The following is a 13,892-nucleotide window of genomic DNA, read 5'->3' as shown; positions in this document are numbered from 1 at the left end:
GAATTCTCTAATTTTGAATTAGTTCACATTATTGTTCAAATACTTTCGGGCGCACATGTGTTAACTGAACAGTGTTTTAATTAATAAATTCAAACAATTAACAATAAAACACTATTTTATTAGCTCGTTAAAATTAGAGCGACAACACTAGTGTTTCAAACCAATGACACCCGTTAATTGGCTAAAAAATCACAGTAGAGAGAAAGTTTTTGCTCACATTGTCATCACTCGAACAATTCAAAGCAAATTAGCACTTTACAACCTTTCTCCAAGTACCTAATATACGCCTCACCGACGGAGAGATGGCTGAGTGGTTGAAAGCACCGGTCTTGAAAACCGGCATACGTTAATAGCGTATCTAGGGTTCAAATCCCTATCTCTCCGCCACTATTCTAGAAAAAACCGCTGTTTTTACAGCGGTTTTTTCGTTTCTGGGATCTGGTTTTTCTTTTCGAGACACTCTATGTTGAATAGAGTAAGTACGATAGGAAAGGGAACGCATGCCGCTTAGACCATTCAACAAAGGTGACATTGACCAACTCATTGCTTGGATCGATTCTTCTTCGCTCAATTACCAATGGGGCGGGCCTACCTATCAATTCCCCCTCACGAAAAGACAGATCGTTAGACACATTAAACGTCAAGAAGTGACGCCATTTCTCTATGAACGTGATGAACAGAGAGTTGGTGTTGCCGAACTATTTTTTGTTGAAGAGGGGCACTATCGTATATGCCGAGTGTTTGTCAGTGATTCACACAGAGGCCAAGGCGTGGCCAAGCAGATGCTTAAGGCGCTGATCATTCACGCGGCGACAACACTGATGGTCCGAAAACTCTCTCTGGTTGTGTTTGCACACAATCACCCCGCTATCCGCTGTTATCAATCCCTTGGTTTCGAAACGCTGGCGTTTGAACAAGGTGCACGAAAGCATGGAGGTGTGTCTTGGGATTTGATCAAAATGGAATTGATTCTTTGATGTCTCGGTTCATTGTGTTGGAAGTGACCAGCTTTCTCAATAACGAAAATGAAAGAATAGAAGGTGACCTTTGGCTCTGGGGAAAAGTTTCGAGTTGACCTAAGCGTGACGCCAGAGTGTGCTTTTTCTACAAAGTTATTATTTTCATGACTAAGAAAATAGTATGAAGTGATTTTACTTCTCTCTATTTTTCATTGTGTTGCCGTGTGATCATTAGGGTATACCTTATTGTCACCATTCAGTGCAATCTACAATTAGTTTAGATTTATCACTTTTTTCAAAGTTGATGTTCACTCCAGTCATGTTTATGAGAGCAACTCTTATTTTGGGATGAAAATAGAAATAGGCACTCGCACTAGAGTTTGAGCACTATATACTCAGTCTTTCATAATAAATGGTTCAGTCTGATGTCTACAATGTGGCTGATTAAGCAGAATCCATGCTTTTTGGTTTAGCAATAATGGAGTCAATGTTTTTCTCATAAATATTTATGGATGAAAATAATGATGAAACAACGTCAGCTACATCTTAACTTGGTTACTCAACCTAGCTTACAAAATAAAAGTTTTAGAGCAACGATTGCAGAAAAAACGGACCAACCTGTTCGGCTTATTGATTCGAGTGCCTGTCTGCAATTTCATCAATCGATACAGCCTTCTATCATGATGTTTGATTATCAATTGAAGTGGCCGATAGAAGTCTGTAAGCATTTTAATTCCCAGGATAACGTGTCTGGCATTGTCTTGCTGAATGTTGATCCACAAACGCGAGCCAGTGAATTGGCACGTTGGCAGAAACTTCGCGCCGTGTTTTATACAACAGATTCACTTGAACACGTATGTGAAGGCTTACGTGCAATTTCAAGAGGAGAAAGCTGGTTATCACGTAAATTGTGTCATGATTTGCTCGATTATCTGCAGAAGAGAAGTCCGATTGAAAAGAGCCTGCACTGCGATGATATGGTTCTGACGAGACGCGAAAGGCAAGTGTTAAAGTCCTTGACGTCAGGGGGTTCAAATACCGACATTGCTGAGACGCTGTTTGTCAGTGAGCACACCATTAAGTCCCATTTGTATCGTATATTTCGAAAAATTGATGCACAAAACCGATCACAGGCAATTATGTGGGCGAAAGAAAATCTTTAAAAAAGGGCAATAAAAATTAGAGGTGGACGAAAAGCAGCGTAACGACGCTGCTTTTTTTATACGCGTAGTATGAATCGATCCACAACGTAAATAGAGAAAAGTATGAGTAACTATTCATACTTTTTCTCCCTTGTTACGCCTATTTCTCACACTCCAAATCATTCTTATCTTGGTTCTAGGATGACGGATGTTCTTGTTTAAGATAATTGACGTCTCAGGAAGGAAGTAACTTTTGAGACGCAATTAAACGTCAATGAAATGAATAGGTACAAAAGGGAAATACTATGAAAAAGTTAGCAATCACCGTCGCCATTCTTGCTGCGACTGGCAGTTCACTTGCACAAGCCGAAATGAAATCTGCAGCAACCACGATTTCTAAGACCGTCGCAGAGGAATGTAACATCGGTATGTGGGCAACCAACGAAGATGGAAGCGTTGGCGGTTCAGTCAGTGAAGTGGGTGAACAATATGTAACGAGCGAGCTGAATGATTTAGGGGATGGCAGCCAATCCATCACAGGTAAAGTAAAATGTAATGCGTCAGGTGGCTTCAAAGTGAATGTTGTGGCGACCAATGGGCACCTGTCAAACAATGACTCAGCACATGAGCGCACCGTGGCTTATAAGCTCGATAAATTACCTCAAGCCGGTCAGCCATTTAACTACAGCTTTAGTAGTGCTTTTGCTCCCATAGCTGGCAATGCATATGAGGTAGGTGAAGGTTCAAGTACCGCATTGACGACTTTCAAAATCAAACTGGTCCCAGAGGGCTCTTTTGATTACTCCGGTGTTTATACCGAGACACTAACGTTCGACCTCGTTGCGCTATAACGAGAAGTTGGGAGGGGAAACCCTCCCTATCTTTGTAGACAGTGAGGGAATAGTATGCGCTACCTTATCGCTCTATTGATCTTAATGGCTTGTCCTGTGCTGGCCAACTTCAACATCTCGCCACTAACTGTATCTCTTGGCGTAAAAGAAAAATCGGCGAGTTTTACCTTAGAAAATCTTAGCTCTGAGCGTGCTGCCTACGAGATAGTCGCGACGACACGCCGTATTGCGCTCGATGGCGAAGAGCAACGTGAAGCGACTAAGTTACTACGCGCTTTCCCATCCAAGATTATCTTGGAGTCGGGGCAGAAGAAGCGGATTAAAGTGGTGTATCTTGGTAAGCGAAATCTCACCAGTGAGCAAGCCTTTCGTGTGTTGTTTCAATCGCTAGATATTGATGTCTCGAAGCAGCAAGAGCAGTCAGTCAAAACAAAATACAACTTTGCAACAGCTTTATACGTTACCCCTGATGAAGCTAAGGCGAAGTTGATATCGACACTAGTTGAGCAAGGGCAGGGCTACATTCTGCAACTCAAGAACGCAGGCAACAAACATATCGTCCTGACGGATTGGAAGTTAGAGCTCAGTAGCCAGCAAGGCAGTACGCAATATGAGGGAACACTGCCCGATATTAATGTTTTAGCCGACAGTGAAGTGCATATCCCACTCAATCGTGTGCAAGGGCGCTACGACCAAGCGCAAGTGTTGCTTCAATAACGCGCATTGGAGGCAAGGAGTGCTATGGTGCGTGGCGTGAAGTGTGGGTCTTGTGCTGCCCTACTGCTGAGTCTGGTAGCGCCGTTGAGTTCTGGCTCTGTGCTGGAATTTCCGCTCGATGTGATCGTGTTCGATAAGCCATATGAAATAACGGCATACCTTGATGATGAGAACGAAACGTATTGGGCGCTCAGCGGTGATGAGCTTATCGAGGTACTGGCGCAGTCATTAGACAGCACGAGACTAGAGTCATTGAGAAGCCAGTTCGCTGACAGCGAGATAACCAACAAGCAATTGACCGCGCTTGGATGGCAGGTTCAATATTTACCCGATGAGCTCAGGATCATTATCGCTATCCCCGTCGAAGAAAAACAGATCATTGATTTACCTATGACGATGCGAGGCTCGCATGTCCCTCCGCAAGGTATTGAGCACGTGACGCCAAATTTATTTAGCGGTGTGATCAACACCAGTCTGTCACATTCTAGAAACTTGGTTGACACTGAGTATCAATCGACGTTGATGACTTTAAAAGGCGCTATCGCGTTAGGTCATTTCACACTGGAAGATCAGCATAGCTACAGTTATCGGCATTGGGATGGGCAAGGTCAGTGGTATCGAAATCAAACTCGCCTGACTTACGACTTACCTGATGATTTTGGCTTGTTTCAGCTGGGGGACTACCAAACACAGACCTCGATTAGCACTTTACCGGGTGGAGACTTATTTGGTTTGTCCTACTCTTATCAGCCCCGATACTTGAACAGTTTCAATCGTCCAAACAGCGTGCCTCTAACCTTAGAGTCGGCATCTCTTGTGACGGTTCGTATCAATGGTGAAGACTATCGAGTGCTGAGGTTGGCAGCCGGTCAATACAACATCCGCGATTTACCGTTGGAACAGGGGGTAAATGAAGTCGAAGTTGTTTATGTTGACCAGAGTGGTGTGGAACAGCGCCGATTCTTTAATGTTGTCGACAGTCCTGATCTGATACTACAAGGCGATTTGGAAACGCAATGGGTGGTGGGTGTCGTACAAGACTATGACGACGACGGTTTCAAGTATCTCGATAGAGATAAACCGGGTGCCCAAGCCATTATGTCTTACGGTGTGACTGATTGGTGGACGAGCGCTCCTCAGGTTGAGTGGAGAGAGGAGCGCAAAAAATTTATGCTGAGCAACAATTTTGCGCTCAAAGACTATTTTATTTCCATTGATGGGTATTATCTCGAAGAGTCGGATGTGTATAGTCACCAAGGCAATATCAGCTTCTATGCCGATACGTTGCTTGCTGACAGTTTAGAAAGTGTCAATGTGAACTACGAACTGAATGATTCGTCGGCTGCCGAACATTTGACACACACAGTGTCGTTGAGCTCCGGTGTCCGTACACCACTTCAGAACGGGTATTTATCATTCGTTTTGAGTAACGCATTCGAAAATAGTGAGAGCGTCAAGCAAACTGCGTCGATCAATACCAGTTATCGTTGGTTTAATCGGTTGAGTACCAGCTTGAATTTTCGCTGGGAGCGGGCCTATGGTGAAGACAACCACAGTGTCTATTTTTCGATGTCTCTGCCATTGAATTGGAACAATGTCAGTGTCTATTCGCGCTCCTCTTATGATACGCGTACCGATGTGAACAAAAATGAACTGACCGCATCGCAGTTTCAAACCGACTATTACTGGCGCACCAGTGCGAGGTTCAATGATACGGATTACGAGGGCTTCGATGGGTACGGGAAAATCTACGGAGATAGGGTTGATTGGAACGCGCGCTACTCGACCAGCAATGAAAACACAGACAGCAAAAACCGAACCCTGACAGTGGGTGCAGAGACCGCGGTGGCTTGGGCGGGCAGCGAGGTAGTTTGGACATCACCCGTGTCAGGAAGCTTTACCATAGTCTCATTGCCTGAAGAGTTTCAAGACACCTACGCGTTAAAAACGGACCGATACGGTCGGATGAAGATTGTTCCTAAAGAAGAGGGAGAAGGGTCGTATAAGCTAGTTGAGGGGGCCAATCGCAGTTATAAAACCATCAACGTTGACGGTAGTGAGCTCGACTTCAACGAAGAGCTGATGGTCAGTAAGTTTGCATCGATTAGCCATCGGCGATCGGGTACGGCTTACGAGCTATCGATAAGTCGTGGTTATTTTGTGAGCGGCCAATTTTATGACCGCAATGAACAGCCCATCGTAGACTTGGTCGGTGAGTTTCAAAAAGAGAACTCCTCACAGACCTACCCGTTTTTTACCGGTGAAGATGGCAGCTTTGAGCTGGATATTCTCCCTCCGGGCCATTACCGAGTCTACTTTTATGATGGCGCTGCGCAAGAGATGATTGTTCAAGTCAGAGAAGATCAGGTCGTGGATGGGACTTTCATTGATTTGGGACCATTGCAGGTGAACACCAACTAACAGACAAGAGCAGCGCACACGGTATGAGTGCGCTGCTAATGTTAGTGCTTAATTCACCACCTCAGACCAAGCGAGCACGCCACGCACGGCGCGTTTCCAACCACTGTAGCGGGCTTCACGTTTCTCCGGATCATCGTGAGGGATAAAGGTATGATCGATTTCCGCTTTGTTGGAGACTTCCTCCAAACCATCCCAGAATCCGACCGCAATACCGGCTAAGTATGCGGCGCCTAGTGCGGTCACTTCGGTTACTTTTGGTCGCTGAACTTGGGTGTTTAAGATGTCAGCTTGGAATTGCATCAAGAAGTTGTTCGCCACAGCGCCGCCATCGACTCGGAGTGTGGAGAGTTTGATGCCAGAATCGGCTTGCATCGCATCAATCACATCGCGGCTTTGATAGGCGATACTCTCCAGCGTGGCACGAATGATGTGATTCGAACCTGTGCCTCGTGTCATTCCGACAATGGTGCCGCGAGCATATGCATCCCAATACGGTGCGCCCAACCCAGTAAACGCCGGCACCACATACACACCATTGGAAGAGTCTACTTTGGTCGCGAAGTACTCTGAATCGTGGGCATCTTCGAGCAATTTCATTTCATCTCTGAGCCACTGAATCGATGCGCCGCCCATAAAGACAGAGCCTTCGAGTGCGTAGGCGACTTCACCTTTTGGCCCGCAAGCAAGGGTCGTGAGGAGGCCATTTTTCGAGGTGACTTTCTCATGACCGGTATTCATCAGTAGGAAGCAGCCGGTTCCATAGGTGTTCTTGGTTTGGCCGGGCTCGACACACATTTGACCAAACAGCGCCGCTTGTTGATCGCCAGCGATACCGGCAATAGGGATGCGAGTGCCGCCTTTACCGCCGATGTTAGTTTTGCCATACACTTCTGAAGACGGTCTCACCTCAGGCATCATGGATAGGGGAATGTTGAACTCTTGCAAGATGCGTTCATCCCACTCAAGGGTGTTGATATTAAACAACATGGTACGAGAGGCGTTGGTGTAATCGGTGACGTGCACACGCCCTTGAGTCATCTTCCAAACCAGCCAGGTATCAACGGTGCCAAACAGCAACTTCCCTTCGTTCGCCAGATCGCGGGCGCCTTCAACATTGTCGAGAATCCATTTGACTTTGGTTCCGGAAAAATAGGGGTCTAACACCAGGCCAGTGTTCTCTTTGATGTAGCTTTCAAGGCCGGAACGTTGCTTCAACTCTTTGCACAAGTTGGCCGTGCGACGACATTGCCAGACAATCGCATTGTAGATGGGCGCACCGGTCTCTTTGTTCCATACCACGGTGGTTTCACGCTGATTGGTGATACCAATCGCGGCGACCTGATCTGAGGTGATGCCTTTTTGCCCTAGCGCTTCGATGAGTGTCGAGCTCTGTGTGGCATAGATTTCCAGTGGGTCATGTTCTACCCAGCCGGCTTCGGGATAAATTTGCGTGAATTCGCGCTGTGCGACGCTGACGATGTTGGCGTCGTGATCCAGTACAACGGCGCGAGAACTGGTAGTTCCTTGGTCAAGAGCAACAATATATTGAGTAGTCATAGGGTAATCCTTGTTATCACGTTATGCTTTTTTGTAGGTAGACCTTGTCGAGTTGACGAGGCACCGCGTGCATTATGGGTGCACTTCATTATCTTCAACGACGCAATCATCACATTGCGCTGGGCTGGTGCAGCCGCCATCGTCGGGGAGGTACGCGCCGATGACTTTCGGGTACAGCCAACCGCCAAAGCAGGCGCCAGCGATGGGAGCGATGATGGGGACGATGAAATAAGGAATCTCTTTCGCGCCAGTGAGAGCGTAGTCCCAGCCCGCTAAGAAAGAGAACAGCTTAGGACCAAAATCGCGCGCGGGATTCATCGCAAAGCCGGTCAAGGGACCTAATGAGCCGCCAATCGTTGCGACCAGCAAGCCAATCAATAGTGGTACCATCGCTCCGCGAGATTCACCACCGTTGTTGGAATCACCAAAGGCCAAAATGCCAAACATCAGCACGGCGGTGATGGAAAACTCCACGGCCATCGCGCCGCCAAAGGAGAGCGATGGGTTAGGGAAGGTGGAGAAAATACCGGCGGTCGCCAGCGCTTCAGGCGTGTCTCTTGCGATGCCGTTAGTCAGTTCCCATTCGACGAACAGATTGCCATATAAGCCATAGATGAGCGCCGCCGCGCAAAACGCGCCAGCGATTTGTGAGCCGATGTAGGGGATGACTTTGTGTTTTTCAAACCCATGGAAAGCCGCAAGCGCGATCGTCACCGCTGGGTTAATATGCGCGCCCGATACACCTGCGGTGCAGTACACCGCCAGAGCGACCGCCATGCCCCATACAATGCTCACTTCCCACTGACCAAATTGAGCGCCTGTCAGTACTAACGCTGCCACGCAGCCCACCCCCCAGAAAATGAGTAATCCGGTTCCTATAAACTCGGCAATACACTGCCCTAATAGAGTGTGATCTTTACGTATAGCCATAATGATGTCCTTAAGGTTGGATGTTGGTTCGGTACAACAAAAACCGATTGAGCGCGAGTGAGTGTATAGAAAAGGTTGGATATGAAACGGTACTTCGCTCTCATATGAAGTTAATTTGAGCGGAAATGTTTTTATTTTGTTCGTTTTTGTTATCTATCCCACATAAATATCATGGTTAATTGGTGGTGTTAACTAATAGTTAATCATGGGTTACGTAGAAATACGCGCTTATAGTACTTTATTATTAGTGCTTTACCTGATTATTCACCAGTTGTTCATTAAAACTGTCAATTCTTCTCTTACTCCATCTAAGTTGTGAAAATACTCAATTAATGTTCGTTCGAGCATTTGTGAGTGTGATCTCGAAATGATAGCCATAAACCGTGCGAGACTAAAAGCAGAATAGACAAACGGGAGTCGGCGATGGCAACGCGATTTGAAACTCAGGTGGTCATTATTGGCGGCGGCGCAACGGGAGCAGGGATCATGCGTGACTGCGCGTTGCGCGGCATCGATTGTATTTTGGTCGAGCGTGATGATTTGGCTGCGGGCACCTCGGGGCGCAATCACGGATTACTCCATTCCGGTGCGCGTTATGCGGTGACGGATGCGCATTCGGCGAGAGAGTGCATTCAAGAAAATCGGATCCTTAAACGCATTGCGCGCCATTGTGTTGAAGACAGCAGCGGGTTATTTATCTCATTGCCAGAAGATGGTCTTGAGTACCAAAAAACCTTTGTCGACGCATGCCAAGCCGCTGACATAGAGACAAGACTTCTCAGTGCTAAAGAGGCGCTAAAACTGGAACCTAATGCAAATCCAAGCCTGCTCGGCGCGGTGCAAGTGCCCGATGGCACTTTGGATCCGTTTCGTTTGTGTGCCGCCAATGTGCTCGATGCCAAAGATCACGGCGCGCGTTTATTTACCCATACTCAGGTCACGTCGCTTATTCGAGTTGCAGATCAAGTGCTGGGTGTACGCTGCCAAAATAGACGCACGGGCGAGTCCTTTGAGATCTGGGCTGATCAGGTGGTCAATGCTGCGGGCATTTGGGGGCAGACTATTTGCGAATACGCCGATCTCAACATCACCATGTTCCCAGCGAAAGGCTCGCTGTTGGTGCTCGATTATCGTATCAATAATGTGGTGTTGAATCGGTGTCGTCAGCCTGCTGACGCCGACATCCTGATCCCCGCTGATACGATTTCGCTCATCGGCACTACGTCAGAGCACATTGATTACGATCAGATCGATCGCCTAGAAGTGAGCGCCAAAGAAGTGGATTTGCTGTTAGAAGAAGGGGCGAAACTTGCGCCGATCATGGCGCACAGTCGTGTACTGCGCGCTTATGCGGGGGTGCGTCCTTTGGTTTCCTTGGATGACAATGGCAGTGGCCGAAATATCAGCCGTGGTATTGTGTTGGTGGACCATGAAAGTCGCGACGGCCTAAAAGGCTTCACGACCATTACCGGTGGTAAGTTGATGACCTACCGTTTAATGGCACAAATGACCACGGATTTGATTGCCACTAAATTAGGTCATGTGGCGGAGTGTGACACTCACCGCCGTCCGCTGCCCGGCTCTGAACCTCCTCAAACCGCTAAGCGTCGCCATGCATTGCAGGCCAAACCGGCAGAATTAGCCGCGGTGGATCGCCACGGTCAACGCGTTATCAGCTATCTCAAGAAAACCCCGCAAAGCCAAAGTGTGATATGTGAGTGTGAAATGGTCACCAGTGGCGAAATCGAATACGCGATTAAAGAGCTTGATGTTCACAACCTAACGGATCTTCGCCGCCGGACGCGTCTTGGAATGGGACCCTGCCAAGGGGAGCTTTGCACCTACCGCGCGGCGGGTCTTTTCGATGAGTTTACCCAATGTAGCGGAATAGAATCAGGTGAGCTGTTGGTCGAGTTTCTTGAAGAGCGCTGGAAAGGGGTGAAACCGATTTTATGGGGAGATGCGCTGCGTGAGGCCGAGTTCAGTTATTGGGTCTACCAGGGCCTATTGGGTATCGAACCCACCGACTTTAACGCACAGTTAACCCGCAATGAGGAGGCGACAGATGCTCAATTATGATGTGGTTGTGATGGGCGCAGGACTATCCGGTCTAAGTGCTGCACTGCGCTGTTTGCAATTGGGCCTTAAGACAGCGGTGGTCTCTAGTGGGCAAAGTGCGATGCATTTTTCATCAGGCTCGATTGATCTGCTCGCCCACTCGCCAGTGACGGGGCAGGCGGTGCGCTTACCGTACCCCGCGATAGACGAACTGACGCAAGCTTGCCCAATGCATCCCTACGCTAAATTAGGCGCAGACAAAGTGCGACAAGCGATGCAATGGTTCGGCGCTATGATGGCTGAGCAAGGCTTGCCGATGCGCACCTTAGGTCAAGAAGAAAACCACTTGAGACTCACAACGGTGGGTACGCTTAAACCGACGTGGTTTTCTCAGCCTTATGCGTTGTGTACGGATTTTGATGGGTCAGCGCTCAGCGCTTTTCACCGAATTACTGTGGTCTCGATAGCGGGCTTTCGAGATTTTCACCCTAACATGACTTGTGATTACCTTGCGCAGCAACCGATGTTCACAGGCAAAACCATCCGCAGTATCACTGTAGACCTGCCTTCGCTGCGTGGGTTTGGCCGTCAATGTGGCGATCTGCGCTCTATTGATTTATCGCGCTTATTGCGACAGCCCCACGTCCTGAACGAATTCGCTCACCAACTTTTACGTGTGTCTCAAGCGGATGATGCCGTGGTGATACCTGCCGTGCTCGGAAATGGCGATGGGCTCATCCTCCTTGAACAGCTGAGAGCGCAGACACAGCGACAGTTATTTGAAGTGGCGACCATGCCACCATCGTTGATGGGCATACGCATTGAAGAGTGTTTGACTCGCGCGGTTCGTGAGTTGGGGGGCGTGGTGCTCAAAGGTGACAGCGTGGTTGGCGGCGAGCTCATCGAGTCGGAATCGGGATATCAGCTGGAGCAGATTTATACCGAGAAGATGTGCAAGACGCCATTGCGTGCGGCTCACTATATTATGGCGACCGGCAGTTTCTTTAGTGGTGGACTGGTGGCTGAGAGAGACGCCGTGCAGGAGCCGCGTTTTCACTTTGACGTCAGTGCCGATGACGAGCGTGACCACTGGGCCAATGACGCGTTTTTTGCTGCCGACTCCCAACCTTTCTTGGCGTTTGGCGTCAAGAGCAATGCCGATTTTTCCCCTCTACTGAATGGCGAGACGGTGCGCAACGTGCGTTGCGTTGGCGCTCTGTTGCAGGGCTTTGATCCGATTAAGCAAGGTTGCGGGGGCGGCGTCGCCATCAGCACCGCTTATCACGCAGCCACTGCAATCGCAAAGAGCCATCAACACGCAGCTTTTAAAGAGGAGGTTGAGGTATGAACGCTCAAGTTGGTCAATTGTCTTTTGAAAACTGCATCAAATGCACGGTGTGCACCGTGTATTGCCCGGTCGCCAAGACCAACCCTTTTTACCCCGGCCCGAAACAGTGTGGCCCGGATGGCGAACGCTTGCGCATCAAAAGCCCAGATTACTATGATGAGGCCCTGTCGATGTGCACCAACTGCAAGCGTTGCGAAACCGCTTGTCCTTCTGGGGTGCGCATTGGTGATTTGATCGCGAACGCCAAAGGCTCCTTAGGGAAAAAAACGCTTAGCCCCAAAACCGTACGTGATTATGTGCTCAGCCACACCGACTTGTTCGGTTCACTGGCCACGCCGATGGGACACGTTGTCAACAAGATGACGCAACTGATTCCAGTCAAAACCATTTTGGACAAAACCTTAGGGGTGGATCACCACAAGTCCTTACCTAAATATGCCCAAGGCACGTTTCGCGCATGGTTTAAAAAGCACAAGTCGTCCCAAGCAAAGTTTTCCCGACATGTGAGCTATTTTCACGGCTGCTATGTCAATTACAACCATCCGCAACTGGGCAAAGATGTGGTCGAGGTCCTGAATGCGATGAATTATGGCGTGACCTTACTCGATAAAGAAAAGTGCTGTGGCGTACCTTTGATTGCCAATGGTTTTTTAGATAAAGCGCGCAAAAACGCGCGAACCAACGTTGAGCAGATGACCGCTGCGTTACATGGCTCCAGCCACGGCGTGATCTCAACGTCATCCAGTTGCTGTTTAGCATTGAAAGAAGAGTACCCTCACGTGCTAGGGGTTGAGAATGATGCCATTGTCAACGACGTGCATTTTTTCAGTCGTTTTTTGCTGCGCGCGTTTGAGCAAGGCGAGGGGCCGACACTCAAACCATTAAACAAAGTGGTGGTGTACCACACGCCGTGCCACCTTGAGCGGAGTGGTGAGCATCTTTTTACCATCGAACTGCTTAAACGGATCCCCGGTCTAACTGTGATAGTGTTAGACAGTCAGTGCTGCGGATTAGCGGGTACTTATGGATTCAAATCGGAAAATTACGCCACCTCAATGGCGATAGGGGCGCCTTTATTTGCGGCGATGGAAGAATCCGGTGCGGACTACGCGATAACCGACTGTGAGGCGTGTAAATGGCAGATTGAAGAAAATACTTCCCTCGCGTGTCACCATCCAATGACGTTGTTGGCGATGGCGCTTGAGTCTCAATCTCCTTATCCAAACAATTAAAGACGACACCTTCGATGGCTTAGCGCTATGATGTCAAAGAACAGGCAATCAAAAGGATAGGGCGATGAAGTGGTGGCTAGGCGTGAGTATGGTGCTATTGGCAGCGATGGTGAGTGCAGAGGAGGAGGCGCATCAGCCCTTTGTACAGGTGTCGATGACATTAGAGTTGGAGGGGGTTGAGCGGGCATTGGATGACACCCGACAGTCGTTAGATACCATTGGTAGCGCGCTTGCAGACATCGCGCAAAGTGAGCACTTGACAGGGCAACAGCAAGAAAAACTCGACCAAACCATTGGCAATCTCAACGAATTGGTATTGCTCTCTAGACAGTCTATGGAGGCACTGCCAAGCGCATTTCAGCACTCTAAACAGACCATCGCCACGAAAAGTCAGCAGTTCTTTGATGAGCTGCGCCAGCAAGTGCTGGTGGCGATCGCACTGATTGGAGTGGTCATCATCGGGATAATATCGGCCATTTTTTGGTTCGTGTTGCGTCCGATGCAAGCGACACTGCTCGGCGCGACTTCACATCTCTCCTCAATGGCCGGAGCAATAAAGACCACAGCACAGGCGCTAGACTCGATCTCTCAGCAGCAAGAGGAGATCGCCAAACGGATAGAATCGGCGCAGTCTTCATCGCGTTGATCTCATCGTGAACAGAGTGACGTGACGGTAA

11 protein-coding genes and 1 tRNA gene are annotated in these 13,892 nt (G+C 48.6%); 10 read left to right on the top strand and 2 right to left on the bottom strand.

What is annotated here, in order from left to right:
• The first annotated feature begins 296 nt into the window (after positions 1-296).
• The 6 genes from AC6R0L_RS10970 to AC6R0L_RS10945 all read left to right on the top strand — a co-directional run bounded on the left by AC6R0L_RS10970 (position 297) and on the right by AC6R0L_RS10945 (position 6,090).
• Positions 297-387, top strand: a tRNA-Ser gene (locus AC6R0L_RS10970).
• Positions 388-500: 113 nt separating this feature from the next.
• The gene (locus AC6R0L_RS10965) at positions 501-977 is read left to right on the top strand and encodes a GNAT family N-acetyltransferase (protein WP_500629162.1); all 477 of its coding nucleotides are present in this window, start codon (positions 501-503) and stop codon (positions 975-977) included.
• Between the two features lie 503 nt (positions 978-1,480).
• Entirely contained in the window at positions 1,481-2,122 is a 642-nt protein-coding gene (locus AC6R0L_RS10960) for a LuxR C-terminal-related transcriptional regulator (RefSeq protein ID WP_487902202.1), read from the top strand.
• A gap of 284 nt (positions 2,123-2,406) precedes the next feature.
• Positions 2,407-2,952 (top strand): hypothetical protein, encoded by a 546-nt coding sequence (locus tag AC6R0L_RS10955; protein WP_500629161.1) that lies wholly within the window; start codon positions 2,407-2,409, stop codon positions 2,950-2,952.
• Between the two features lie 54 nt (positions 2,953-3,006).
• On the top strand, positions 3,007-3,669 hold the full coding sequence (locus AC6R0L_RS10950; protein ID WP_334552133.1) for a fimbrial biogenesis chaperone: 663 nt from the start codon (positions 3,007-3,009) through the stop codon (positions 3,667-3,669).
• Between the two features lie 24 nt (positions 3,670-3,693).
• Positions 3,694-6,090: a hypothetical protein gene (locus AC6R0L_RS10945; RefSeq protein ID WP_500629160.1), complete on the top strand. Its 2,397-nt coding sequence runs from the start codon at positions 3,694-3,696 to the stop codon at positions 6,088-6,090.
• A 48-nt stretch (positions 6,091-6,138) separates the two neighbouring features.
• Here AC6R0L_RS10945 and glpK read toward each other — a convergent pair whose 3' ends face one another.
• Positions 6,139-7,647, bottom strand: a complete 1,509-nt coding sequence (glpK, locus tag AC6R0L_RS10940) for a glycerol kinase GlpK (protein WP_334552131.1) — start codon at positions 7,645-7,647, stop codon at positions 6,139-6,141.
• A gap of 72 nt (positions 7,648-7,719) precedes the next feature.
• On the bottom strand, positions 7,720-8,577 hold the full coding sequence (locus tag AC6R0L_RS10935) for an MIP/aquaporin family protein (protein ID WP_500629159.1): 858 nt from the start codon (positions 8,575-8,577) through the stop codon (positions 7,720-7,722).
• A gap of 423 nt (positions 8,578-9,000) precedes the next feature.
• Between AC6R0L_RS10935 and glpA the strand changes: the two genes are divergently transcribed.
• The 4 genes from glpA to AC6R0L_RS10915 all read left to right on the top strand — a co-directional run bounded on the left by glpA (position 9,001) and on the right by AC6R0L_RS10915 (position 13,861).
• On the top strand, positions 9,001-10,656 hold the full coding sequence (gene glpA, locus AC6R0L_RS10930; RefSeq protein ID WP_500629158.1) for an anaerobic glycerol-3-phosphate dehydrogenase subunit A: 1,656 nt from the start codon (positions 9,001-9,003) through the stop codon (positions 10,654-10,656).
• On the top strand, positions 10,643-11,983 hold the full coding sequence (gene glpB, locus AC6R0L_RS10925) for a glycerol-3-phosphate dehydrogenase subunit GlpB (RefSeq protein ID WP_500629157.1): 1,341 nt from the start codon (positions 10,643-10,645) through the stop codon (positions 11,981-11,983). Before glpA ends, glpB begins: the two co-directional genes overlap by 14 nt.
• Positions 11,980-13,215: an anaerobic glycerol-3-phosphate dehydrogenase subunit GlpC gene (glpC, locus tag AC6R0L_RS10920; RefSeq protein WP_500629156.1), complete on the top strand. Its 1,236-nt coding sequence runs from the start codon at positions 11,980-11,982 to the stop codon at positions 13,213-13,215. The genes glpB and glpC overlap by 4 nt, the downstream gene beginning before the upstream one ends.
• 64 nt (positions 13,216-13,279) lie before the next feature.
• Positions 13,280-13,861 carry a hypothetical protein gene (locus AC6R0L_RS10915; protein WP_500626755.1) on the top strand — a complete coding sequence of 194 codons (582 nt, stop codon included), beginning with the start codon at positions 13,280-13,282 and terminating at the stop codon, positions 13,859-13,861.
• Positions 13,862-13,892: the final 31 nt, after the last annotated feature.

This window comes from Vibrio sp. R15-SG3-ISO1A, assembly GCF_059833955.1.
This window is presented reverse-complemented; position numbering and strand designations above follow the sequence as displayed.